Origin of the sequence: Streptomyces sp. NPDC004667 (assembly GCF_040609475.1) — a bacterium.
GTDB lineage: Bacteria > Actinomycetota > Actinomycetes > Streptomycetales > Streptomycetaceae > Streptomyces.
Genome location: NZ_JBEXKC010000054.1, coordinates 29230 through 54072 on the forward strand (window position 1 = coordinate 29230; position 24843 = coordinate 54072).

Below are 24843 nucleotides of genomic sequence, written 5' to 3' on the forward strand. Positions count from 1 at the left end.
GGGGTTCGCAGTGGGTGCGGGGGAGGCAACAGGTGGAGATCCGGCTGCTCGGGACCGTCGCCGTCGTGACGGAGTGCGGGGACGTCGCGCCGGGGCCCGCCAAGCGCTCCAGCCTGCTGGCCGTGCTGGCGCTGCGGCCCAACACCGCGGTCCCGGTGAGCCGGCTGATCGAAGCCCTCTGGGAGGACGAGCCGCCCGCCCGGGCCCGGACCGTGCTCCAGGGGCACGTCTCGCGGCTGCGCGCCCTGCTGGCCCGGTGCGGGGCCCCGGCGCACGGGGTCGAACTCGCCACCCAGGGCTCGGCGTACGTACTGCGGATGCCGGAGTCACTCGTGGACGCGCACCGCTTCGAGGAGCTCGTCACCCTGGCCGGGGCGCAGTGCCGGCCCGCCGACGCCGTCCTGAAGCTGCGCGAGGCGCTCTCCTTCTGGCAGGGTCCCGCGCTCACCGGAACCGTGCAGAGCCGGCACCTCCAGGCCGAGGCGAGCGGCCTGGAGGAGCTGCGGCTGGCCGCGGTGGAGGCGCTCGCCGGGGCGTACGGGCGGCTCGGCGAGCACGGCATGGCCGCCGCCGTGCTCCGCACCGAGGCCGTCGCGCACCCGCTGCGCGAATCCCTGGCGGCCGCGCTGATGCTGGCCCTGGGCCGCTCGGGGCGGCAGTCGGACGCCATCGGCTGGTACCACCGCACCCGCCGGCTGCTCGGCGAGGAGCTCGGCGTGGACCCCGGGGAGGTGCTCGAAGCCGCCTACGCGGAGCTGCTGCGTTCGGCCGGCCCCGCGTCGCGGCGGCGGTCCGCCGCGCCCGCCCCGGCCGCCGAGGCGGTGGTTCCCGAGCAACTGCCGCGTCCGCCAAGAGGGTTCACCGGGCGGGACGCCGAACTGGCGGAGCTCACCCGGGCCGTCGGGTCGGGCGGCGCGGCCGTCCGCCTGGTCACCGGGCCCGCCGGAGTCGGCAAGACCGCCTTCGCCGTGCACTGGGCCCACCAGCGGCACGCCGACTTCCCCGCGGGCCGGCTCTTCGCCGACCTCCGCGGCTTCAGCGACGCCCAGCCGCCCGAAACCGGCGCCGTCCTAAGGGAGTTCCTCCTGGCCCTGGGGGTGTCGCCGGACGGGATGCCGGAGACGGCCGACGCGATGGGCGCGCTGTTCCGCTCGCTCACCGCGGGGCGCCGGCTGCTCCTCGTACTCGACGACGCGCGCTCCTCCGAGCAGGTCCGGCCCCTGCTCCCCGGCGGCGACCACTGCACGACGCTGGTCACCAGCCGCAACCGGCTCGGCGGACTCGTCGCCTCCGACGCCGCCAGGCCGCTCCCCCTGGGCCACCTCCCGCCGGCCGACGCGCGGGCCCTGCTCGCCGACGTGCTGGGCGCGGCCCGGGTCGAGGCCGAACCGGAAGCCGCCGCCCGGCTGGCCGCCCTCTGCGACGGGCTCCCGCTGGCACTGCGGGTGACGGCGGCCCGCCTGGCCGAGCGGCCGGAGTGGGGGCTCGGCGCCATGGTCGGCGAGCTGGCCGACGAACAGGGGCGACTGGCGGCCCTGAACGTCGAGGACACCGGGGTGTCGGCCGCGCTGCGCCTCACCGTGCAGCAACTGCCCGAGTCCGCGGCCCGGATGTTCCGCGCGCTCGGCCTGCACCCCGCGGGCGACCTGGACCGCTTCGCGGCCGGCGCGCTCGCCGGGACCTCGCCCGCGCAGGCCTGCGCCGACCTGGACCGGCTCGCCGCGGCCCACCTGATCGGCGAGCCCGTTCCGGGCCGCTGGTCCTCGCACGACCTGGTACGGCTCTACGCCCGCGAGCTCGCCCCGCAGGCGGACCCCGAGGGCCTGCGCCGCCTCCTCGACCACTACCTCTACACGGGACTCGCGGCCGACGCCGCCGCCGAGCCGGGCTCGCAGCCCTGCTACGCGCTGCCCCGCGACTTCCGCAGGCCCCCGGCGATCCGGGAGTTCGAGGACCGCCGCGCCGCACTGGCCTGGTACGAGGCGGAGCGCCCGGCCCTGGAGGGGGCGGTCGCCGCCGCCGCTGCCCTGGGCCTGCACGACCGGGCCTGGCGGCTGGCCCTCGTACCGTGGCCGCTGGTGCTGTGGCGGATCGGGGACGGCTGGGTGCCGCTCCTGGAGGCCGGACTGCGCTCGGCGGAGCACGAGGAGAACCCCGACGCGCAGTCGCGCACCCGGTCCCTGCTCGGGTGGGTGCTGCACGAGGAGGGCCGCGACGCCGAGGCCCTGGTCCACCTGGAGCGGGCGCCGACGCTGGCCGCGCGGGCCGGAGACGGGATCGGCGAGGCCATCGCCTACGCGAACCTCGGGGCGGTCCTGGACTCCACGGGGTGCCGCGAGCGGGCCGGGGAACTGATGTCCCGGGCGGTGGAGCTCGCCGCGCGGACCGGCCACCCCTCCACGCGGGTGCTGACCCTCCAGCACCTGGCCCGGCACTGCCTGCGGACGGGGGCCCACGCGCAGGCGCTCGCGTACGTCGTGCGCGCGGAGGGGCTCGTCCCCGACGAGCTGGAGGTCGGCCGGGCGCAGCTGCAGATCGTCCGGGGCGAGGCCCTGGCCGGCCTCGGCCGGGTCGAGGAGGCCGCCGGCCAGCTCGGACGGGCCGCGGCGGCGGCGGACGCGGCCGGGTTCACGGACGGTGCGCGGCGGGCGGGGGAGCTGCTGTCGCGGCTGGCGGCGGATCGGTAGCGGATCGGCAGTGGATAGGTAGCGGCGCGCAAGCGGAACGGCAGCGCCCGGCCTGCTGTTGCCCCCCCGCACCCCAGCGCGGCCCCGGTGCTCCCGCCCCGCCCGTTGGGGTTCCCTGCCGTCAGAGGCCCTGGACCTCGGCGACCGTGAAGGTGGTCGGGGTGCCGCCGGTGGGGTTCATGGGGCCGCCGTGGTCGAACTGGGAGCGGACCACCAGGGTGCGGCCCCGGGTGTGGGTGAGGGTGGTGGGGATCTGGAGCGAGGGGTCCGTCAGGGTGCGGGTCAGGCGGGCGCGGGTGCCGTCGGCGCTGAGCTGCCAGCGGGTCAGGGTGTTGGGGAGGTTCTGGGCCACGCGCAGGGTGCCGTCGGGGGAGAGGGCGAGGCCGTCGGCGGCCTTGAGGTCGCCGCCGGTCAGGGCGACGCGACCGAGTGCGCCGGTGCGGAGGTCGACGCGGTGCAGGTCGCCCGCGGTCATGTCGACGGCCAGCAGGTAGCGGCCCGCGGGGTCGGAGACGATGCCGTTGAGGGCGAAGCTGCCGGCGGGCGCCGGGGTGAGGTGCCCGGTCAGGTCGTAGGCGACGGCCAGGGCGCCGGAGCCGGCCCGCAGCTGGGCCGGGGTGACCCGGTAGATCACCGGGCGGGCGCTGTCGGTGAGGTAGGCCGTGCCGTCCGGGGTGATGGTGAGGTCGTTGATGAAGCGCGGGCCGGTGCCCGGGACCTCGAAGTGGGCCAGGCGGGCTCCGGTGCGGGTGTCGTACACCGCGACCCCGGTGGTCGAATCGATGACCCACAGCCGGCCCCGGGCGTCGACGCGCAGGCCGTTCGCCGTGTGCCGGCCGTCGGTGCCGGCGGGGAGGAAGACCTCGGCGGTGCGGGCGCCGGGGCGGGCGCGGTAGACGGTGCCGTCCGCGTACGAGCCGACGTAGACGGTGCCCGTACGGGAATCGGAGGCGATGCCCTCCGGATAGACCTTCGCCCCCGGCAGGGTGAACGCCGTCGAGATCCGGGGCGAGGGCGAGGGCGCGGCGGTGGCGGTGGCGGGCGACGGGGGAGCGGTCGCGGCACCGGCGGGCGCGGTGGCGGCCACCGTGAGGGCCGCCGACACGGCGAGGGCCACGGCGAGGTGCTTCGGCAGCGTGGGCATGTGTGAATCCTTCTCGTTGGGTGAGTTCGAAGAGTAGTTAGAGTTCTAATGATTGGCAAGGGTCGTAGGATTTCCCCCATGACGTCCATGCCCCCCGGAGAGCGCATCGGCTCGCACATCAAGCGCGCCGAGCAGGCCCTCCTCGCGGCGAAGAACACCGCGTGCAAGCCGGCCGCCGTGACGGTGCCGCAGTACGCGGCGCTGCTCTGGCTCGCCGAGAAGCCCGGTATCTCCGCCGCCGCCCTGTCCCGGCTCTGCGGGGTCACGCCGCCGACCATGAACACGGTCCTGAAGAACCTCCAGGAGCGCGGGTTCATCGAGCGGACCCCCCACGAGTGGCACCGCAACGTGCTGGAGACCCGGCTCACCGAGGAGGGCCGGGCCGTGATGGAGCGGGCGGACGAGGGCGCCGTCCGGGTCGAGCGGGCGCTCGCCGCGGCCCTCTCCGCCGAGGACCGGGAGCGGCTCGTGGAGCTGCTCGGACGCTGCGCCGAGGTGCTCGACACCCTGAAGTGACCGGGGGTCCGGGCGCGGCCACCGGAAGTTCCGCCCCTGTTTTGCGCGGATTCGGAACCTTCCAGGACACTCGCACATCAGGACCAGTGGATGTCTGTCCAGCCGTTCTGCCCCGCCCCGGGGCAGCCCCGACCGTTCGGAGCGAAGTCCGTGCACGAGTACCCGCAGCAGCCGTCCGGCGCCGACCCCGAGCCGGGCCGGGGCCGCTCCCGGCGCGCGATCTGGATCGGCGCGGGCGTGGCCTGCGCGCTGCTCCTCGGCGGCGGGGGATTCGCCGCCTGGAAGAACGAGTGGTTCTCGGGCAACGGCGAGACCGTCAGCTTCGGCCCGGCGGCCGACCGGCCCGCCCCGGCGTCCGGCGGCTCCGGGCAGAAGTCCCCGAGCCCCGCCCCGGTGGCCCCGCCCAAGCCCACCGGCGACCCGGACGTGCTCATCCCGTCCGGCCCGAAGTCCGACTTCAAGCAGACCGCCAAGCTCGACGACGGCACCGTCATAGCCAAGACCCGCCTGGCGGGCGCCAAGTCCGGCTTCGAGGGTGACGTCTGGGTCTGGGCCCCCAAGGAGTACGACGACCCGAAGTACGCCAAGAGCGGCTTCCCGGTCCTGATCGCCCTCCCCGGCGGCAACGGCTTCCCGACGAACTACTGGGCCGACCGCAGCCTCGGCCTCCAGAAGGCCATAGCCGAGGGCGTCGAGGCCGGCACCAGCCTGCCGTTCATCGTGATCATGCCGGTGCTCAACCCGGACAACAAGTACTACTACGACGGCGCCGACATACCCGGCCAGCCCAAGATGGGCACCTGGATGGCCGAGGACGTACCGGACTTCGTCCGCGCGAACTTCCGTACGTACAAATCCCGGGACGGCTGGGCCTTCATGGGCTCCTCCTCGGGCGCCTTCGTGGGCATGAAGACCGTCCTGCAGTACCCGGACCGCTTCAAGGCGGTCATCGCCAGCGGCGGCGAGATCACCCCGGACTCCCCGCTCTGGAAGGGCCACCAGGCCGAGATGGACGCGAACAACCCGGAGAAGCTCGCCCAGAAGCTGATCGACTCGAACGGTCCCGAGGTCTACATCAACTTCCAGGTCGGCACCAAGGAGACCGGCAAGGACCGGATGGCGAAGTTCGTGCGCGAGTACGGCAAGGGCCCCGTCAAGACCACCATCCGCGACATCCAGAACGGCGAGCACAACGGCTGGCACTACGTGCGGGGCATGAAGGAAGGCTCGCTGGAGTGGGTCAGCAAGGTGCTGAAGGGTCCCAAGCCCGAGGCCGGCTGACGGGCGGCTGCGCGGCCGGCCGGCTGCCGGCCGACCCGCCCCACCGCGCCCGTCCGTCCCCTCCGAACGCCCGCCCGCCCCACCCGAACGCCCGTCCGCCACGTGGCCCTCGCCACGTCGCACCGGTCCCAGGCAACCCCTACGGTCGTTCACACCTCTGTACAGGTGTGTAAGGGGGACCTATCGGTCCGACCCGTGCCCAACGAGGGCGCCGGAGAAGGAACGGGAACGAATCCGTGCAGTATGACCATCAAGGCGACGGCAGCCCCATGACCGAGGGCCGCCGTCGCCCCCAGCGCCTGCGCCGGGCCCTCATCGGCGGCGCGGTCGCGCTCGCCCTCGCCGCCGGGGGCGGCGCGGCGTACGCCTTCGGGCTCTTCTCGGACCTGGGCGACCCGGTGTCCTTCGGGAAGATCCAGGAGTCGGCCGCCGCCGAGGACATCCGGCCGGGGGTGCTGATGCCGACCGGCCCCAAGGCCGCCTTCGTGCGCACCAGCAGGCTGCCGGACGGCACGCAGATCGGCATGACCACCCTGACCGGGGCGAAGTCCGGCTTCACCGGCGACGTGTGGGTGTGGGCGCCCAAGGAGTACGACGACCCGCGCTACGCCAAGAGCGGCTTCCCCGTGCTGATCTCCCTGCCGGGCGGGCGCGGCTACCCCAAGAACTACTGGGGGACCGGCCCGGGGCTAGGCCTCCAGCAGGCCGTGATCGACGGCTTCAAGGCCGGCACCAGCCTGCCCTTCATCCTGGTCATGCCGGTGATCAACGCCGACACCAAGCACCACTTCGACGGCTCCGACATCCCCGGAGAGCCCAGGATGGGCACCTGGATGGCCGAGGACGTCCCCGATTTCGCGAAGGCCAATTTCCGTACCTTCACCTCCCGCGACGGCTGGGCCTTCATGGGCTCCTCCTCGGGCGGGTTCGGCGCCTTCAAGGACGTGCTGAAGTACCCCGACCGCTTCAAGGCCGTCATCGCCAGCGGGGTCGACATCGTCCCCGATTCCCCGCTCTGGAAGGGGAACCGGCAGGCCATGGACGCGAACAACCCCGAGAAGCTCGCCGAGAAGCTGATCAGGGAGGGCGGCCCGGACGTCTACGTGAACTTCCAGATCGGGACCAAGGAGAGCGGCCGGGAACTGGCCGAGGGCTTCATGCGCACCTACGGCAAGGGCCCCGTGCACACCCGCCTCCAGGTGATCCAGGATGGTGAGCACAATGGGAAGTCGTACGTACGTGGCATGAGGGAGGGCTCCCTGGCGTGGATCAGCAAGGTGATGCAGGGACCCACTCCCGATCCCGCCGTGCGATGAGCCCGGTGGTCAAGGGGGCGTCGGCCGCCGCGGCCGCGGGGATCGCGGCGCTGTGCGCCGTCGTGTTCCTCAAGGCGTCGGGCGACCAGTCGGTGCATCCCTTCCCCACCGTCGGCGTGCTCATGGCCAACGGGGAGCACTGGTGCACGGCGAGCGTGGTCGACAGCCCCCGGGGCAACGTCGTCGCGACCGCCGCGCACTGCGTCGCCCCCGCCGGCGAGGACGGACACGTCGGCGAGGTGGCCCACGACGGCCTCGCCATCGGCGAGCTCTCCTTCGCCCCCGCCTTCTCCGGGGAGGGCGCGGGCACCCAGCCCCTCGGTGTGTGGAAGGTCCGTTCGATCCACGTGGACGACCGCTGGACGAAGTGGGGCGACGAGACCGCCGACTTCGCCTTCCTCACCATCGAGCCCGACGCGGACGGCCGCACCCTGCAGCAGCGGGTCGGCGCGGGCGAGGCGCCGAAGCCCGACTGGACCTCCGGGTACGAGCGGGACGTCACCGTGGTCGGCTACCCGGAGTCGGAGCACAACCCGCAGAACAAACCCGTCTCCTGCACCACCCAGACCCGCCACGACGTGAACGACCCCGACATGCTGTACATCAGCTGCGCGGGCTTCTGGACGGGCACCAGCGGCAGCCCCTGGATCGCCGACCGGGGCGGCACGGGGCAGCCGGGCCGGCTGATCGGGGTGCTCAGCGGCGGGGACACGGACGTGGACTCCACCGCCGCGCTCTACGACGAGAAGGCCAAGGCCCTCTACGAGCAGGCGGCCCGCGGCTGACGCCACGCCCCTCCCGGCCCGCCTTCCCGCCCGGCCTTCCCGCCCCTGGGGCCGCTACTTCTTGCGTTCCGTGCTGACGATCACGACGACCCCCGCCACCACGATCGCCCCGCCGAGCACGATCGGCCAGGTCAGGGCCTCGTCGAGGATCAGCGCACCGAGCGCGACCGCGACGACCGGATTGACGTAGGCGTACGTGGACACCAGCGAGAGCGGCGCCGACCGCAGCAGCCACGTGTACGCGGTGAAACCGACGACCGACCCGATCAGCGCGAGGTAGCCCAGCGCCAGCCAGGAGGCCGTGGAGAAGGTGCCCGGGTCGAGGCCGTGCTGCTCCCCGCGCAGCAGCCCCACCAGGAGCCCGCCCGTGCCGCCCGCGAGCATCTGGTAGACGCTGCCGGTGAAGGGGTTGCCCGGCGCCGGGAGCCTGGCCCCCGAGAACGAGCCGAGCGACCACAGCAGGGAGGCCGCCAGCACCAGCAGCACCCCCGAGAGTCGGACCTCACCGCTCAGCCCCGGGCTGGTCAGCACCACCAGCCCCGCGAACCCCACCAGCACCCCGGCCAGGGTCCGCGCCGGCGGCCGGTCCCCGGTGGCGGCCCGCAGCACCACCAACCACATCGGCACCGCCGCCACCAGCAGGGCGGCCAGCCCCGACGGCAGCGAGGTCTCGGCCAGTACGACCAGGCCGTTGCCGCCCAGTACCAGCAGCAGGCCCACCAGGAACGCCGAGCCGATCTGCGCGCGGGTCGCCCGCAGTGCGCCCGGCCCGTACCGGCAGGCGACCACGACGGCCAGCACCAGTGCGGCGGTGAGGAAGCGCACCCCGGCGGACAGGAACGGCGGCATGGTCTGCACGACGATCCGGATGCCGAGGTACGTCGAGCCCCAGACGACGTACACGAGGCCGAGGGCGGTCCACACCGCGCCGTTGATCCGGCGGTGCGGGGCGGCCGCGGACTCGCCCACCAGCGGGGTCGGGGTGCTCATGGCCGGATCCTACGGTCGTTGCCGTCTGCACGCTTCCCGGTATCTCAGCCCTTGAGCAGGGCGTTCACCTCGCCGTACGGGAGCGCGTGGGCGAGGGAGCCGTAGGTGCCGCCGGCGAGCAGCTCCTCGGTGGCGCGCCGGACGAGGGCGTACGCGGCCTCGGCCACCCAGGATCCGAGGCTGACCCGGGCCACGCCGAGCGCGCCGAGCTCGGCGACCGGCGGGGTGGCGGGACCGGCGAGCACGTTGAGCGGGGCGTCGATGCCCTTGGCCAGTTCGGCGAGGACGGCGGGGTCGTGGACGCCGGGGACGAAGATGCCGGAGGCGCCGGCGGCGAGGTAGGCGGTGGCCCGCGTCAGGGTCTCCTCCAGACGGCCCTCCGGCGCGCCGAGCCCGCGCAGGTAGGTGTCCACGCGGGCGTTGACGTACAGCGGGACCCCGGCGGCGTCGGCGGCGGCGCGCGCGGCGGCCAGGCGCTCCGCGTGCTCGGCGGGGGCGCGGTCGCCGTCCTCGATGTTCACGCCGACCGCACCGGCGGCCAGCACCCCGGTGACGGTCTCCCCGACGGCGGCGGCGTCGGCGCCGAAGCCGCCCTCGATGTCGGCGGTGACGGGGACGGGGACGGCGGCGGCGACGCGGGCGATCAGGTCCAGGGCCCGGTCCCGGGCGAGGGCGTCGCCGTCGGGCGCCCCGAGGGACCAGGCGACGCCCGCGCTGGTGGTGGCCACGGCGGGCGCGCCGGCGGCGAAGGCGATGCGGGCGCCGGCGACGTCCCAGACGTTGGCGAGGGCGAGGGGGGCGGAGGAGGTGTGCAGGCGGGCGAAGGCGGTGGCCCGTGCGGCGAGGTCGACTGTCGTGGTCATGACCCCAGTCCAGCAGATCGGACGGGCGGGGGCTGGCGGATTTCCGTCGCCCACGCCCGCCCGCCCGGATCCGCCGACCGGGCCGCCACCGACCCGGCCGGGGTCAGGCGGCCAGCCCCGTCTTCGCTCCCGCGCCGCACAGGGGGAGGACCGCAGTGCGGCCCTGGAGCGGGTCGCCCGGGGCGTCGGGGCCGACCGCGGCCCAGCAGGCCGCCGCCGTCGGTTCGACGAACAGCCCGCGCCGGGCCAGGTCCCGCTGGGCTTCGCGCAGCCGGTCGTCCGGGACCGTCAGGAAGGTCCCGCCGGACTTGCGGACCGCCGCCAGGATCTGCCGGGCCCGCGGCGGCGCCGGGATCGCGATGCCCTCCGCCAGGGTGGGGAGCTGCGCCACCGGCTCCGCATCCTCCGCGCCCGCCGCGAAGGCGGCCGCCAGCGGGGACACCGCCTGCGCCTGCACCGCGATCAGCGCGGGCGCCCGTACCCCGCGCCGGGCCAGTTCCTCCACGGCCAGCGCCGCGCCCAGCAGCAGCGTGCCGTTGCCGACCGGGACGACGAGGGCGTCGGGCAGACGGCCGCCGAGCGCCTCCCAGATCTCGTACGCGTACGTCTTCGTGCCGTGCAGGAAGTAGGGGTTGAAGACGTGGCTCGCGTAGAAGACCCCCGGCGCGTCCGCCGCGGCGCGGGCGGCCTCCGCGGTGGCCTCGCGCCCGCCGGGGACGATCCGTACGGCCGCCCCGTGCGCCCGCATCTGTTCCGTCTTCTTCGCCGAGGTGCCCTCGGGCACGAAAACTTCACAACTCAGCCCGGCCCGCGCGCAGTACGCCGCCACCGAGGTCCCCGCGTTGCCGCTGCTGTCCGCGATCACCCGCTCGGGACCCAGTCGCCGGGCCAGTTCGGCGAGCATCACCGCGCCCCGGTCCTTGAAGGACAACGTCGGCATCAGGTAGTCGAGTTTGGCGTGAATCCGCTCCGCGAGCGGGACCAGCGGAGTGTGTCCCTCCGCGAGGGAGACGGCGAACGCCCCCGGCAGCGGCAGCGCGGGCGCGTACCGCCACAGGGAGGGGGGCCCGGCCGCCGGTTCCAGCGGGGCGGCCGGATCGGGCGTGAAGTCGAGGTCCCACGGACCCGCGCACAGGGGGCAGCACCACGGCGCGGTCCGCACGTCCGCGCGCGTGCCGTCCTCGGGGCAAAGGTAACCAGGGAGTGCGTGCGTCACGTGCGGACCACCTTTGCTCGTTCATGGCCGGTATATGGCACGGATGTTACGCGTCCGTTGTCCTCTTGTGGGATGGCGCACGGGTGGGTCAACCTTTCGGAGGCGACGGCCCGTTGGGCTCACTGCTTTGTCATGAGCATGCCTAAACCCGTCTCGGACGGGCCCTACGGATCCCCGCTCGACCCCCCGCGCAGACCCCCGCACAGACCCCCCGCAGCGCACCGCCTATGAGGAGGACCCTCACATGTCCGTGATGCGTCACACCCGCCGGAAGACCGCCGGCGTCAGCGCGATAGCCGTCGTGGCCCTCGCGCTCGGCGCCGCCGCCGCGTTACCCGCCTCGGCGGCCGACCGCGGCGCGCAGGGCGTCATCGAGAACGCGGGGGCCGCCGGGTCCGTCCCCGGCAGCTACATCGTGACCCTCGACGGCTCCGCGGCCCGCTCCACCGCCGACAGCGGCAAGGCCCTCGCCAAGCGGTACGGGGCGAGGATCGACCGGACCTACAGCGCCGCCCTCAACGGCTACTCCGTCGAGGTCTCCGAGGCGCAGGCCAGGAAGCTCGCCGCCGACCCGGCCGTCACCTCGGTCGTCCAGAACCGCGTCTTCACCGTGGACGCCACCCAGCCGAACCCGCCGTCCTGGGGCCTGGACCGCATCGACCAGCGCGCGCTCCCCCTCGACCAGAGCTACACCTATCCGGACAAGGCCGGCGAGGGGGTGACGGCGTACATCATCGACACCGGTGTCCGGATCACCCACCAGGACCTCGCCGGCCGCGCCTCCTACGGTTACGACGCCATCGACAACGACAACACCGCCCAGGACGGCCACGGCCACGGCACCCACGTGGCCGGCACCGTCGCGGGCGCCACGTACGGCGTGGCGAAGAAGGCGAAGATCGTCGGCGTCCGCGTCCTCGACAACAACGGCTCGGGCACCACCGCCCAGGTCGTCGCCGGCATCGACTGGGTGACCCGCAACGCGGTCAAGCCCGCCGTGGCCAACATGTCGCTGGGCGGCGGGGCGGACTCCGCGCTCGACACCGCCGTGCGCAACTCGATCGCCTCCGGCATCACCTACGGCGTCGCCGCGGGCAACGAGTCCACCGACGCCTCCACCAAGTCCCCGGCGCGCGTCGCCGAGGCCATCACCGTCGGCGCCACCACCAACACGGACGCGAAGGCCAGTTACTCCAACTACGGCAGCATCCTGGACCTCTTCGCCCCCGGCTCCTCCATCACCTCCTCGTGGGGCACCGGCGACACCGCCACGAACACCATCTCGGGCACCTCGATGGCCACCCCGCACGTCGTCGGCGCCGCGGCCCTCTACCTCTCCCAGAACCCGGCCGCCACCCCGGCGCAGGTCCGTGACGGCCTGGTCGCGGCGGCCACCCCGAACGTGGTGACCGGCCCCGGCACGGGCTCCCCGAACCGCCTGCTGAACGTGGGCGCCGGCACCACCCCGCCGAACCCGGGCACCCGCTTCGAGAACACCGCCGACTACGCGATCAACGACAACTCCACCGTCGAGTCGCCGATCACCGTCAGCGGGATCTCCGGCAACGCCCCGGCGACGCTGAGCGTGCCGGTCGACATCAAGCACACGTACGTCGGCGACCTCAAGGTGGACCTCGTCGCCCCCGACGGCACCGTCTACAACCTGCGCAACCGCACGGGCGGCAGCGCGGACGACATCCTCCAGACCTTCACGGTGAACGCCTCCTCCGAGGTGGCCAACGGGGTCTGGAAGCTGCGGGTCGCCGACCTCGCCGGTGCCGACACCGGCAAGATCGACTCCTGGGCCCTGCAGTTCTGAGCCGGCCCGTCCGGGCGACCGGGCGGTGAGGGGCGCGGCAACGGGCCGGACCGCGCGATGACGGCGGGGGCGACCGATCACTCGGTCGCCCCCGCTGCGTACTATTTCGCGCGTTCGTTCGCACCCTCCCCGCACTCCCCGTGATGGAGCACCTCACCCCGTGAGCACCCCGCCCCCGCCCCAGCCCCCCGTGGTCCAGGGCCCGTTCCGGCCGGCCCTCAACGGGTTCGCCCTCGCCTCCCTGCTGGTCGGGCTGCTGTGCCTGCCGCCGCTGGGCATCGTCTTCGGGGCCGTGGCGCTGGTGCAGATCGCGCGCAAGGGGGAGCGCGGCAGGGCGCTGGCGGTCGTGGGCCTGGTGGTCTCCGTGGCGATGACGGCGGTACTCGTCCTCGGCGCGGGCCGCTACGGGGGGACGGTCCTCGGGCGGCTGGCCCCGGCGTGGGAGCCGGCGCGCGTCGAGGGCGAGCTGACGGGCATGGACGAACTGCGCGTGGGCGACTGCTTCAACGTTCCCGGCGGCGACCTCTTCGACGAGGCCCCCTCGATCCACCGCATCGGCTGCGAGCGGGTGCACGACGCCGAGGTGACCTCCACGGCCCCCCTCGCGCTCACGGGCACCCCCGGCACGGAGCGGCTGGAGGAGGCGGCGGCGCAGGCGTGCTGGAAGGCGCAGGACGCGTACGCGATGGACACGTGGGCGCTGCCCCCGTACGCGGAGATGGTCTACTTCGCCCCCACGGGCGAGACCTGGCGCGACGGCGACCACGGGCTCCTGTGCGTGATCGGCACCTCGGGCCGGGAGCACCGGGGCAGTCTGCGCAAGGACTCCGGGACGCTCACGGTCGATCAGGTGGCCCTGCTGAGCGTGCTGAACGAGTCCGACCAGGTGCTGGGCGACCGTCCCCGGCGCGAGCCCGGCGTGGCGCTGGCGGAGTACCGGTTGTGGGCGCGCGAGGTCGACGGGGCGCTGGGCGCGGAGGCCGGGCTGCTCCGGGAGGTCGGGTCCCGGCCGGGCGTGGGTCCGGCGGCGCAGGCCCTGCTGAAGGAGGTCGAGGCGGCGCGCGGGCAGTGGCAGCGGGCCGCGCGGGCGGGGAAGGCCGAGGAGTTCCAGCGGGCGTGGGACGCGGCGCTGGGGGCCACGACGATCGACACGGAGAAGGCGCTGCGGGGTGCGTACGGGCTGTCGACCCGGGTTCCGGAGTGGCTTGAGGAGTTCCCGGAAGACTCGGACGGGGGCTCGGGGAGCGGGTCCTGGTCGGAATCGGCCTGAGACCTCGTGGGTAACGCGCGGTAACGGGTTTGAGTGACCAGGCTTCATCACTTCGAGTGAAACTCTGGCCCGTGCTTGCGCACTTCAACGGTGGGTTGCCAGGGTGTAGCTGTCTGTCAACCTGATGGGAGTGGCCCGTGACTTTCGGTGAGCAGCCGGCCTATCTGCGCGTCGCCGGGGATCTGCGGCGGAAGATCGTCGATGGGTCCCTGCCCCCGCACGCCCGGCTCCCCTCGCAGGCCCGGATCCGCGAGGAGTACGGGGTCTCCGACACGGTCGCGCTGGAGGCCCGCAAGGTCCTCATGGCCGAGGGGCTGGTCGAAGGCCGCTCCGGATCCGGTACGTACGTGCGCGAACAGCCGGTCCCGCGGCGGGTGGCCCGCTCCGGCTACCGCACGGGCGGCGCCTCGACCCCGTTCCGGCAGGAGCAGGCCGAGGCGGGCGCGCGCGGCACGTGGGAGTCCAGCAGCGAGCAGACCGGCGCACCGGCGGAGATCGCGAAGCGGCTGGGCATCGAACCGGGCGACCGCGTCATGCGCACCCGGTACGTCTTCCGCGACGCGGGCGAGGCGATGATGCTGTCGACCTCCTGGGAGCCGCTGGCCGTGACGGGCCGCACCCCGGTGATGCTGCCCGAGGAGGGGCCGCTCGGGGGCTCGGGGGTGGTGGAGCGGATGGCGGCGATCGACGTGGTCGTGGACAACGTGGTCGAGGAGGTGGGCGCCCGGCCGGGCCTGGCCGAGGAGAGCATGTCGCTGGGCGGCGTCCCGGGGCACGTGGTCCTGGTCGTGAGCCGGACGTACTTCGCGTCGGGGAGGGCCGTGGAGACGGCGGACGTGGTCGTCCCGGCGGACCGCTACCGCCTCTCGTACCACCTGCCCGTCCGCTGACCCCGCCCTGGCCGGGCCTTTCCCCTGGTTCCGCCGGGCCTTTCCCCGGGCTCCGCCGGGCCGCACGGCCCGGACCGGGCTCCGCCCCCGGCCCCCCGCGCCCCGCACGCCGGCGGGGCCGGATCCTCCGGCGTTAACGCCGTGGTGACGCCGGGCGGGGCCGCGTAACGCGCGGGCAACGCCCGGGTGTGACGGGGCGTCATGCGGTGGGCCTACCTTCCGGCGGTATGACCGACACCGCCCTCACGTCCACGCCACCGACGCGACCGCGCCGCGGCTACGCCAAGCTCGCCGCCGACGAGAGCCGCGAGGACTACTCGCTGAGATACGCCCCGCACTCGTTCCGCCGCTGGAGCCCCGGTGCCGTCGCCGGGACCGCGCTGGGCGGGATCGCCTACCTCGCCGACTTCGCCATCGGCGCCTCCATCGTCTTCGCCTACGGCTTCACCAGCGGCGCCGCCGCGATCCTGGTCGCAGCCGTGGTGATCTTCCTGACCGGCATCCCCATCGCCCGCGCGTGCGCCACGTACGGGCTGGACATGGACCTGGTGACGCGCGGTGCCGGATTCGGTTACTTCGGGTCGACGCTGACCTCCCTGATCTACGCCTCCTTCACGTTCATCTTCTTCGCGCTCGAAGGCTCGATCATGGCCCAGGCCATGCACCAGGCCTTCGGGCTCCCGGTCCAGCTCGGGTACCTCCTCACCACGCTGATCGTGATCCCCGTCGTCTTCCGGGGCATGGGCGCCCTCGCCAAGGTGCAGGCCTGGACCCAGCCCGTGTGGCTGATCGGGCTCGCGCTGCCCTTCCTGGTCCTGGCCTTCGAGGCGCCCGGCGCCTGGGGCGCCTTCACCCGCTTCGGAGGCACCGACGGGGCGGGTTCCGGCTTCTCCTGGATCGGCTTCGGCTTCGGGACGGGCATCGCCCTGTCCCTCATCGCCCAGATCGGCGAACAGGCCGACTACTTGCGGTTCATGCCGGCCGAGACCGCCGCCAACCGCCGCCGCCGACGGCTCGCGATCCTCGCGGCCGGCCCCGGGTGGGTGGTCATCGGGGCCGCCAAGCAGCTCGGCGGAGCCTTCCTGGCGTTCGCGGCCCTGGAGGCCGTCGGCAAGACCCACGCCCTGGAGCCGATCGCCCCGCAGGTCGAGGCGCTGCGCCCGTGGCTCGGCGGTCTCGCGCTGCCCGCCGCCGCCCTCTTCGTGATCGTCTCCCAGGTCAAGATCAACGTCACCAACGCCTACAGCGGTTCGCTTTCCTGGTCCAACTTCTTCTCCCGCGTGACCCACCGCCACCCCGGCCGGGTCTGGTACATCTTCCTCAACCTCGCCATCGCGCTCACGCTGATGGAGCTGGACATGTTCGCGATGCTCGGCAGGCTCCTCGGCTTCTACTCCAACGTGGGCATCGCCTGGATCGCCGCCGTGGCCGCCGACCTCGTGATCAACAAGCGGCTCGGACTCAGCCCGCCCTACATCGAGTTCAAGCGCGCCTATCTCTACGCCGTCAACCCGGCGGGTTTCGGCGCGATGGTGATCGCCTCCACCGTCTCGATCCTCGCCTTCTCGGGCCTCTTCGGCACCTACGCCGAGGCCTTCTCCACCTTCATCGCCGCCGGACTCGCCCTGCTCCTGTGCCCGTTGATCGCCTGGGCGACGGGCGGGAAGTACTACCTGGCCAGGCCGAACACCGTGGGCGGCCCGGACGCGGAGGTCGCGGACGTCACCGCCACCCACACCTGCGCCGTGTGCGAGACGGCGTACGAGCTCCCGGACATCGCCGACTGCCCCGCGTGGTCGGGGCCGGTCTGCTCGCTGTGCTGTTCCCTCGACGCGACCTGCGGGGACGTCTGCCGCAAGGGGCCGGGAGCCGGCCCGGTGGCCCTGCCGACACCCTCGGTGCGCCCGGTCTGAACCGGCGCGCACGGCCCGCTCGTACGCCTGGCCGGATGCGTACGCCCCCTAGGTACCTCTTTGTGAAAAACCGTATCCGCTGAGTAAAGGTCGGGCGTAAGCTCCGGCATATGCGCAATGCGGTTTCCTGGGCATGTACATCGGCGGAGGGTGAAGCGCGATGAACGACAGCGGTGCCCTGCTCCCATGGCTGGTCATACGTCAGGACGACAACGGCAACCGCTACCGGGTGGGCCGGTACCCCACCCGGGCCGAGGCCCAGAAGGTCGTCGACAGCCTCGACGACCGGGGACACAAGCAGCTCTACTGGGTCGAGCGGATCGAACAGGGCAGCCAGACTGCCACGATGAACTGACAGTCGGCGCTGGCATAGGCTCCGCCCATGACCGTACGTGTGGTTGTGGGCGGAGCCCTTTGTCATGACGGGCGCCTGCTGGCCGCCCGGCGCAGTGCGCCCCCCGAGGTCGCGGGCCGGTGGGAGCTCCCGGGCGGGAAGACCGAGCCCGGCGAGTCCGTCCCCGAGGCGCTGGTGCGCGAACTCCGCGAGGAGCTCGGTGTCGAGACCGAGGCGGTGGAGCGGATTCCGGGGGAGTGGCCGGTGAGACCGGGGCTCGTCCTGCACGTGTGGACGGCACGGCTGCTCTCGGGGGAACCCGAGCCGCTGGAGGACCACGACGAGCTGCGCTGGCTCGGGCCGCACGAGCTGGACTCGGTGGACTGGCTCGAGCAGGACCGCCCGGCCGTCGCCGAAGCGGGCCGGCGGCTGCGCGACGGGGCGCACCGGGGCGCATGAAGCGCACGCTGTAGGCCGTCTGCGCCACAGTGCGCCGGTGCCGGAGGGATCGGGCGGGATCGGGTGGTACGGCGCCCCAAATAAGGGGTATGTCGCTATTAGTCCCTATCTCGTCCCCCTTTCGTCCCCGACGAACCGGACTGGGGTCGTTGGTGGCCCGGGAAGTGATCGGCGTGATCGACACAGACGGTGAATGCGCCGAGTGGGCCTTTCCCGCCGAGCCCGGTGCCGTCCGCACCGCCCGCCACGCCGTGCGCGGCACCCTTCGCTCCTGGGGGCTGGATTCCGTGGGCGACGTGACCGTCCTGCTGGTCAGCGAGCTGGTGACCAACTCCCTGCGCTACGCCTCCGGTCCCATCGGGGTCCGTCTGGTGCGGCGCGGTCCCGCCACCCCCGGTCTGGCCGGAGGTCCCGCCCTGTTGGTGGAGGTTTCCGATCCGCTTCCGGATCCGCCCCGCGAACGGGTCGCGCGGCCGGACGACGAGGGCGGGCGCGGACTGCATCTGGTCGCCGTCTCGGCGCAGCGCTGGGGAACCCGTCACGGGAAGTCGGGCAAAACCGTGTGGTTCGAGTTGGCTCTTCCTGGTGAGTAACAAGGTGAAGGGCGGCAGGGGGTCTCCCGGTGGACGTCCGGTGAAGACCCACCGGGCGTGGCCGGAAAACAACGGGACCCTTTTGTGATCGTGAACGCCGTGCCGTACGGGGCCGTGGTGCTGAATACTTCGGTCATGGCCGGTCCGGTTGCGGTGAGCTGGAGGGGACGGTCGCGTGAGCGAGATACCTGCGCAGGCACATCAGGCCCGCGTGCCCGGGGAGACGTGGCACGACTCCCTGTGGCACAGCAGCCCGCCTGGCTCGATATATGACTACATAAAGGTCGCATCTTTCTCGATCGGGCCCGACGGGCTCATCGATCAGTGGAGTCTGCGCGCGGAAGAGCTGTTCGGGCTCGCCGCGGCCCAGGCGGTGGGGCGTGATCCGGTGGACGCCTTCATGCCGCCGGAGCTGCGCGCCGGCGGACACCGCAAGGTCGCGGAGATCCTCGACGGCAAGGAGTGGACCGGCCTGGTCCCCTTCCGTATCCCGGGCGGTGACGGCGAGCACGGTGTGGCCGAGATCTACGTGATGCCGACCCAGACCGAGACCGCCGAACGGGCCGCGCTGTGCGTCGTCGTCGACGTGCGCGCACTGCGGCGCATCGAATCCGATCTCGCCGCCTCGCAGGCCATATTCGGCCAATCTCCTTTCGGGTTCCTGCTCTTCGGCACGGACCTGACCGTGCAGCGCGCCAACCGCCGCTTCGCGACCGTCTTCGGCGGGGCGGTGGAGGAGCACCGCGGCCGGACCGTGCACGACTACCTGCCGCCGCACGAGGCCGACAAGATGACCGAGGCCCTGCGCCGGGTGCTGGAGACCGGCGAGTCCGTGACCGACCTGCGGATCAGCGGCGCGGCCCCGGGCAGCCGGGACCACCGGCACTGGTCCATCAACCTCTACCGCGTGCACGGCGGCACCGGCCGTCCGATCGGTATCGCCGGCCTCGGCACCGACGTCACCCGCCGCCACCTCGCCGCCCGCGAGGCCGCCGGGGTACGGCGCAACCTCGCCCTGCTCAACGAGGCCGGGCACCGGATCGGGAACTCCCTCGACCTGGAGACCACCGCCCGCGAACTCCTCGACGTCACCGTCCCCGGCTTCTGCGACCTGGCCGCCGTCGACCTCTACGAAGGACTCCTGATCGGCGACGACGACCGGCCCGCCCGACCACAGGGCCCCGGGGTGCCCTCCCTGCCCGGCCAGGGGGCCGGCCGGGCCCCGTCCGCGCCGCTGCGGCGGGTGGCCTTCGCCTCCGCCGTGTCCGACGCCCCGCTGTCGGGGCCCGGCCCGCTGGTCTCCGTAGGGGAGACCCACCGCTATCCGGCGGCGTCGCCCGGGGCACTGGCCCTGCGCACGGCGCGCCCCCGGCTGATCGAGGGGGGCGCGCCGGACGGGCTCGTGCAGTCCACGCTGATCGTCCCGATGGTCGCCCACGACACGGTGGTGGGCCTCGCCCAGTTCTCCCGCACGAAGGGCAGCGAGCCCTTCGGCGAACGGGACCGGGCCGTCGCGGTGGAACTGGCCGCGCGCGCCGCCGTCTGCATCGACAACGCCCGCCTCTACCGGCGCGAGCACGAGCGGGCCCTGATACTGCAGCGCAGCCTGCTGCCCCCCGGCGACCCGGAGGCGGCCGGACTGGACATCGCCTGCCGCTACCTGCCGGGGAACGCGGCCACCGAGGTCGGCGGCGACTGGTTCGACGTCATCGAACTCCCCGGGCACCGCACGGCGCTGGTCGTCGGCGACGTGATGGGACGCGGACTGCGGGCCGCCGTCGCCATGGGCGAACTGCGCACGGCCGTACGGACCCTGGCGCTGCTGGACCTGGAGCCGGCGGAGGTCCTCACCGCCCTCGACGAGGTGGCCCGCGGCCTCGGCGCCCACGGGGGCGCCACCGGGGGCGGCTCCCAGCAGGCCTCGCGCGCCGCCCTGCACACGCGCGACGCCGACCGCTCCGAGGTGTACCTCGCCACCTGCGTGTACGCCGTCTACGACCCGGTGACCCGGCGCTGCACCATCGCCAACGCGGGCCACATGCCGCCCGTGCTGGTCGAACCGGCCGAGCAGGGCGGGCCGCCGCGCCCCGGCCTGCTGCTGGAGATCCCGACCGGGATGCCGCTCGGGGTGGGCGGCGAACCCTTCGAGGAGGTCGAGGTGGAACTCCCCGAGGGGGCGCTGCTCGCCCTGTACACGGACGGGCTCGTGGAGTCCCGCGACCACCCCCTGGAGGAGGGGCTGCGCGGGCTGCGGGACGCGGTCGCGGATCCGGCCCGGCCCCTGGAGGAGATCTGCGACCACGTCCTGAACACCCTGCACACCCGGCACGGGGAGGACGACATCGCCCTGCTGATGGCGCGGGTGCAGGGGCTGCCGGTGGACGCGGTCGGCGACTGGCAGCTGCCGCGCGAGGCCCGCTCGGTGGGCCGGGCCCGGGAACTGGCCCGCGCGAAGCTGCCGGCCTGGGGCCTGGAGGGTCTGCTCGACACCACGGAGCTGCTGGTCAGCGAGCTGGTGACGAACGCCCTGCGGTACGGGGAGGGCGAGATCCGGCTGCGCCTGCTGCTGGACCGGACCCTGGTGTGCGAGGTGTGGGACGCGAACCTGGCCCAGCCCCGCCGCCGCCGGGCCCGGGACACCGACGAGGGCGGCCGCGGCCTCCAGCTCGTCGGCCTCCTCTCCGCGGGCTGGGGCACCCGCCGCACCCACCGAGGGAAGACGGTCTGGTTCGAACTCCCCCTCCCCATGCCCGGAGCGCCGGGCGAGACGGTCACCGAACTCTCGGCGGAGCAGCTGCTGAGCATGTACGGCTGACCCGCGCGCCGGGCGCCCCCCGGGGCGCCCGGCCGCCGGGCCGCGAGGAGAGGGCCCGGCCGTCGGGCCGACGGCCGACGCGACGGACGCCCGCCTCGCCGGGCCGTGCCGGCGCCCGGGACTACGCCGCCCCGCCGGCCTTGAGCGCGGCGAGGCGGGCCTCCACCTCCGAGGTCCGGCCCAGGTCCTCCAGCGATTCGAACTGGGCGTCCAGGGAGGAGGCGGCCAGCTCCTGCTTGCCCATCGCCATGGCCTCCTCGCGGCGGACCTTCTCCTCGAAGCGGTTGAGGTCGCTGGTCGGGTCCATGAGGTCGATGTTCTTGACCGCGTCCAGCATCGTGTTCTGCGCCCGGGCGGTCCTGGCCCGCGCCACCAACTCGTCCCGCTTGGCCTGGAGCTCCGTCAGCTTGCCCTTCATCGCGTCCAGGCCCGCCCTGAGCTTGTCCACCACCTCCGTCTGGGCGGCGATCACCGGCTCCGCCGTCCGTGCCTCCTTCTCCGACTGCAACTGCCGGCCGAGGGCCACCTTCGCGAGGTTGTCGAACCGGTCGGCGTCCGCCGCGGACCCCGCCGCCCGCAGTTCGTCCGCCTTCCGGCTGGCAGCGAGGGCCTTGACGCCCCACTCGGCCGCGGCCTCCACGTCCTCCTTGTGGTCGGCCTCCAGCATCCGCAGGTTGCCGATGGTGGTCGCCACCGCCTGTTCGGCCTCCGAGATGTTGTTCGAGTAGTCGCGGATCAGCTGGTCGAGCATCTTCTGCGGATCCTCCGCCTGGTCCAGCAGGGCGTTGATGTTGGCCCTCGCGAGCTGGGTGACACGGCCGAGGATGGTCTGCTTGCTCATGACGGGTCTCTCCTGACGGGAACTGTGAGGGGTCTGTGTCCTGCGTCCGCCGCCACGCGGGTTCAGAAGCGGCCGCCACCGCCCATCCGGCCCCGGGTGCCGCCCCCGCCGAACGAACCGGGGCCGCTGCCGCCGCCCCCGCCCCCGAAGCCCCCGCCCCCGAAACCGCCGCCCCGCCCGCCCCCGAAGCCCCCGCCGCCGCGGAGGATCTCGCCGAGGATGATCCCGCCGAGCACCGCCCCGCCCCGGCCGCCGCCGGAGCGCCCGTCGGCGTACGGGTTCCGGTAGGCCCGTACGTCCTGCTCCGCCAGCTGCTGCGCCTCCCGTGCCAGGGAGTCCGCACGCTGCGCCTCCGCGAGGGCGCCCGCCGGGTCCTGGCCGGCCAGGGACGCCGACCGCTCCAGGTGCCGCTGCGCCTCCGCCAGCCGGGTGCGGGCCCGGCTGCCGACCGCGCCCCGGCTGGTGGTGACGTAGTCCGTCGCCGCGCCGATCGCACTGCGGGCCGACAGCAGGGCCTGGTCCAGCAGGGCCGCCGCCCGCTGCCGCCCGCTCTCCCGCTCGCGCGCCCCGGCCAGCGCCTCGTCCAGGGCCGCGTCGGCCTCCTCGATCCGGCGCAGGGCGTCGATCGGGTCGTAGCGGCCCGCCGCCTCCTCCCGGCGCACATCGGCCAGGACGGACTCGGCCCGGCCGATCCGGCCCCGCAGGTCGCCCGTCGAGGAACCCTGCGCGGTGCCCGTGAGCAGCCCGCGGGCGTCGGCGAGGTCGCCCTCCGTCCCGGTCAGGGCGACCGGCAGCTTCCCGGCCGCCTCCGCCAGCTCCCGGGCCCGCCGCTCGACCGCGTCCACCAGGGTCGCCGCCTGGTCCACCGCGCCCTCCGCCGCCCGCACGTGCACGGCCGCCCTGCCGTTGTCCCCGGCGCCGACCGCCGTCCGCGCCTCGCCGAGATGGGTGGTCGCGAACAGCAGCCGGTCCTCGGCCTGTGCGGCGTTGGAGGCGACCGGCGCCGACGCGGAGTCCGCGTAGCGGCCCGCCAGCGCCGTCAGGGTCGCCCCGGCGGTTGTGGTCCGCCCGCTCAGCGCGCCGTACCGCGCCTCCACCGCGGCCAGGGCCTGCGGGGCGTTCCTCTCCAGGTCCCGCAGCTGGTCGAAGTCCGCCGACTCCGCGTCGAGCCGCCGGTTCGCCTCCGTGCAGCGCGCCACGATCTCCTCCAGCATCCGCCGCCGCGTGGCGTCGTCCTCCGGGTAGGCGTCGTCCAGCTGCTGGCGCAGCCGGAAGGCGTGGGTCAGCTCGTCCTTGGCGTACTCGACGGCCCCGGTGAAGGCCGCCACCGCCTCCTCGCCGAACTGGGCCGTGGCGAAACCCAGTTCCTCGGTGCTGGTGCGGACCGCGTCATCGGTCTCCACCAGCAGCTTCTTGGCCCGCCCGTCCAGCTCCGGCAGCGGCGTCGGCTCCGCCCTGGCGCCGTCCCACCCCGGATGGGCGGTCGTCGTACCGCGTCCGCCGCCCCCACCGCGCTTGCGGCGGGTGTACGCGTACACCCCCAGGGCCCCGGCCGCGCCGACGACGACCACCGGCAGCACGAAGTCCCCCACCCCGCTCCCGCCGCCCTGCCCGCCGCCGGGGTCCGGCTCGCCGGGCGTGATCGTCGGCACCGGGACGGGCTGCCCGCCGAGCACCGCGCCGTAGCCGTTGGCGGCACCGATGGCCGCGCCCGCCCAGTCGTTCTGCCTCAGGGCGGGCTCGATGGCGGTGCGGGCGACCTCAGCCAGCTGCTCCGGCGTGAAACCGGAGTCCACATCTGCCGAATAGGCGACCTGGCGGGCGCCCGTGGCCACCGCCAGCAGCACGTCGTTCTGGCCGAGTCCGTTCTTCTGCGCGGTGGCGTCCGCCCAGCTCTGGGCGGAGCGGCCGGAGAAATCGTCCACGTACGCGACGAACAGCTGGATCCGGTGGTCGGCGTACAACTTGTCCAGCGCCGCCGTGACGGCGGGCTTCCGGTCGCCCAGCGCCCCCACGCGGTCGGTGATCTGCCCCTGCGCGGACAGGGTGACGGGATCCTCGGCCCGGGCGGGCGGCGCCCCGGCCACCCCCCACCCGCCGAACGCCAGCAGCGCGGCGGCGAGGGCCAGCCCGGTCCGTACGGATATCCCGGCGGTAGCGCGTGTTCTCGACGCAGTCACATTTGGGAGGGTATGGGGGCTTACGTACCCACGCACCCGGAGCCTACGGGAGGGCGACCCCCGTCAACTCCGGGAGGGGCAGGGCCAACGTGTCGGCGGTCAGGGCCGGCCGCCGGCCGGCGAGCGCGGCGTGGTCCCACTGCCAGCGGGGCTTGCCCCCGTCCAGGTCCAGGCCCGTCACGAACGGTGGCGCCGTACGGCCCAGCAGGCCGCGGCGTCCGCCGCGCAGCGACCTCACGTGGAGCACGCCCCGCCGCACGCCGAGCAGTTCGAGCGCGCAGTCCGGCCCGTCGTGCCGGGTCACCGGCCGCTGCCAGCGCACCGCGCCCGTCTCCGCGTCCAGCGCGAACACCACGTCCCAGCCCTGCTCCGCGCGGTGGGCGGCCACGTACACCACCCCGTCCGCGGACAGCAGCCGGGCCGCCGGCGCGCCCGGGTCGAAGCGCCACAGCTCGTAGCCCTTGCGCCGGTCCAGGGCGCGCACGACACCCCCGTCCAGCACGGGCACCGCCCCCGCCGCCACGTCCGGCACCGCCCGGCCGCCGCCCCCGGACCCGTACCCGCGGGGCCAGGACCACAGGGGCACCCCGCTCGGCAGGTGCAGGGCCCGCAGCTGCCGACCGTCGCCGAGGACCAGGCACTCGCCCGCCACCGTCACCGTGCGCGGGCCGTCGCCCGCCAGCGGATGCCGCCAGACCGGCTCACCCGACGCCTTGTCCAGGGCGGTCAGCTCGCCCTCCGACGCCCACAGCACCAGCGCTCCCGTCAGGGTGAGGGGCGCACCCGGGCGGGCCCGGTCCAGCTCCCGCCACCAGCGCACCCGCCCGTCCGAGGGTCGGCCTTCGCCGACGACGGGCTCGACCTCACCTACGTCAAGGACACCGGACGGGCGATCGCCCTCCTCCAACTCGCTGACACTCTGAACCACCGC

General features: G+C 74.1%; 20 protein-coding genes. 13 read left to right on the plus strand and 7 right to left on the minus strand.

All coding sequences use genetic code 11. From position 1 onward, the window contains the following. The first annotated feature begins 32 nt into the window (after nt 1-32). Nucleotides 33-2687: a BTAD domain-containing putative transcriptional regulator gene (locus tag ABZW32_RS26380; RefSeq protein WP_356220130.1), complete on the plus strand. Its 2655-nt coding sequence runs from the start codon at nt 33-35 to the stop codon at nt 2685-2687. A 121-nt stretch (nt 2688-2808) separates the two neighbouring features. On the opposite strand, the gene ABZW32_RS26385 is transcribed toward ABZW32_RS26380, so the two are convergent. Further along, the gene (locus ABZW32_RS26385; RefSeq protein WP_356220132.1) at nt 2809-3831 is read right to left on the minus strand and encodes an SMP-30/gluconolactonase/LRE family protein; all 1023 of its coding nucleotides are present in this window, start codon (nt 3829-3831) and stop codon (nt 2809-2811) included. Between the two features lie 78 nt (nt 3832-3909). Between ABZW32_RS26385 and ABZW32_RS26390 the strand changes: the two genes are divergently transcribed. The 4 genes from ABZW32_RS26390 to ABZW32_RS26405 all read left to right on the plus strand — a co-directional run bounded on the left by ABZW32_RS26390 (nt 3910) and on the right by ABZW32_RS26405 (nt 7729). Then, nucleotides 3910-4347, plus strand: coding sequence for a MarR family transcriptional regulator (locus ABZW32_RS26390; RefSeq protein ID WP_356220134.1), 438 nt, complete (start codon nt 3910-3912; stop codon nt 4345-4347). A gap of 150 nt (nt 4348-4497) precedes the next feature. Further along, on the plus strand, nt 4498-5628 hold the full coding sequence (locus tag ABZW32_RS26395; protein ID WP_356220166.1) for an alpha/beta hydrolase-fold protein: 1131 nt from the start codon (nt 4498-4500) through the stop codon (nt 5626-5628). Nucleotides 5629-5897: 269 nt separating this feature from the next. After that, nucleotides 5898-6944, plus strand: coding sequence for an alpha/beta hydrolase-fold protein (locus ABZW32_RS26400; RefSeq protein WP_356220136.1), 1047 nt, complete (start codon nt 5898-5900; stop codon nt 6942-6944). Further along, nucleotides 6941-7729, plus strand: coding sequence for a trypsin-like serine protease (locus ABZW32_RS26405; RefSeq protein WP_356220139.1), 789 nt, complete (start codon nt 6941-6943; stop codon nt 7727-7729). The genes ABZW32_RS26400 and ABZW32_RS26405 overlap by 4 nt, the downstream gene beginning before the upstream one ends. Before the next feature lie 54 nt (nt 7730-7783). Here ABZW32_RS26405 and ABZW32_RS26410 read toward each other — a convergent pair whose 3' ends face one another. The 3 genes from ABZW32_RS26410 to ABZW32_RS26420 all read right to left on the minus strand — a co-directional run bounded on the left by ABZW32_RS26410 (nt 7784) and on the right by ABZW32_RS26420 (nt 10798). After that, nucleotides 7784-8719: an EamA family transporter gene (locus tag ABZW32_RS26410; RefSeq protein ID WP_356220140.1), complete on the minus strand. Its 936-nt coding sequence runs from the start codon at nt 8717-8719 to the stop codon at nt 7784-7786. A gap of 44 nt (nt 8720-8763) precedes the next feature. After that, on the minus strand, nt 8764-9582 hold the full coding sequence (locus tag ABZW32_RS26415; RefSeq protein WP_356220143.1) for an isocitrate lyase/phosphoenolpyruvate mutase family protein: 819 nt from the start codon (nt 9580-9582) through the stop codon (nt 8764-8766). A 103-nt stretch (nt 9583-9685) separates the two neighbouring features. Beyond that, nucleotides 9686-10798, minus strand: coding sequence for a threonine synthase (locus ABZW32_RS26420; RefSeq protein ID WP_356220145.1), 1113 nt, complete (start codon nt 10796-10798; stop codon nt 9686-9688). Between the two features lie 244 nt (nt 10799-11042). Between ABZW32_RS26420 and ABZW32_RS26425 the strand changes: the two genes are divergently transcribed. From ABZW32_RS26425 to ABZW32_RS26460, 8 genes are all read left to right on the plus strand, one after another. Beyond that, nucleotides 11043-12617, plus strand: a complete 1575-nt coding sequence (locus ABZW32_RS26425) for a S8 family serine peptidase (RefSeq protein WP_356220148.1) — start codon at nt 11043-11045, stop codon at nt 12615-12617. 160 nt (nt 12618-12777) lie between these two features. Beyond that, on the plus strand, nt 12778-13887 hold the full coding sequence (locus tag ABZW32_RS26430) for a DUF4190 domain-containing protein (protein ID WP_356220150.1): 1110 nt from the start codon (nt 12778-12780) through the stop codon (nt 13885-13887). Between the two features lie 137 nt (nt 13888-14024). Beyond that, on the plus strand, nt 14025-14777 hold the full coding sequence (locus tag ABZW32_RS26435; protein WP_356220153.1) for a GntR family transcriptional regulator: 753 nt from the start codon (nt 14025-14027) through the stop codon (nt 14775-14777). A 227-nt stretch (nt 14778-15004) separates the two neighbouring features. After that, nucleotides 15005-16690, plus strand: a complete 1686-nt coding sequence (locus tag ABZW32_RS26440; RefSeq protein WP_356220155.1) for a hypothetical protein — start codon at nt 15005-15007, stop codon at nt 16688-16690. Between the two features lie 160 nt (nt 16691-16850). Beyond that, complete coding sequence (locus tag ABZW32_RS26445) at nt 16851-17045, plus strand: SPOR domain-containing protein (RefSeq protein WP_266842006.1); 195 nt, start codon at nt 16851-16853, stop codon at nt 17043-17045. A 27-nt stretch (nt 17046-17072) separates the two neighbouring features. After that, nucleotides 17073-17483 (plus strand): (deoxy)nucleoside triphosphate pyrophosphohydrolase, encoded by a 411-nt coding sequence (locus ABZW32_RS26450; RefSeq protein ID WP_356220158.1) that lies wholly within the window; start codon nt 17073-17075, stop codon nt 17481-17483. 164 nt (nt 17484-17647) lie between these two features. Further along, a complete protein-coding gene (locus ABZW32_RS26455) occupies nt 17648-18076 on the plus strand; it encodes an ATP-binding protein (RefSeq protein ID WP_356220169.1) in 429 nt (142 codons plus the stop codon). A 238-nt stretch (nt 18077-18314) separates the two neighbouring features. Beyond that, nucleotides 18315-20891: a SpoIIE family protein phosphatase gene (locus tag ABZW32_RS26460; RefSeq protein ID WP_356220172.1), complete on the plus strand. Its 2577-nt coding sequence runs from the start codon at nt 18315-18317 to the stop codon at nt 20889-20891. Between the two features lie 121 nt (nt 20892-21012). Here the strand turns inward: ABZW32_RS26460 and ABZW32_RS26465 are convergent, their stop codons facing one another. From ABZW32_RS26465 to ABZW32_RS26475, 3 genes are all read right to left on the minus strand, one after another. Further along, entirely contained in the window at nt 21013-21732 is a 720-nt protein-coding gene (locus ABZW32_RS26465; RefSeq protein WP_356220160.1) for a PspA/IM30 family protein, read from the minus strand. Nucleotides 21733-21794: 62 nt separating this feature from the next. Next, complete coding sequence (locus ABZW32_RS26470) at nt 21795-23843, minus strand: TPM domain-containing protein (RefSeq protein WP_356220174.1); 2049 nt, start codon at nt 23841-23843, stop codon at nt 21795-21797. 112 nt (nt 23844-23955) lie between these two features. Then, the coding region (locus ABZW32_RS26475) for a PQQ-binding-like beta-propeller repeat protein (RefSeq protein ID WP_356220162.1) at nt 23956-24843 on the minus strand (888 nt) is incomplete at its 5' end.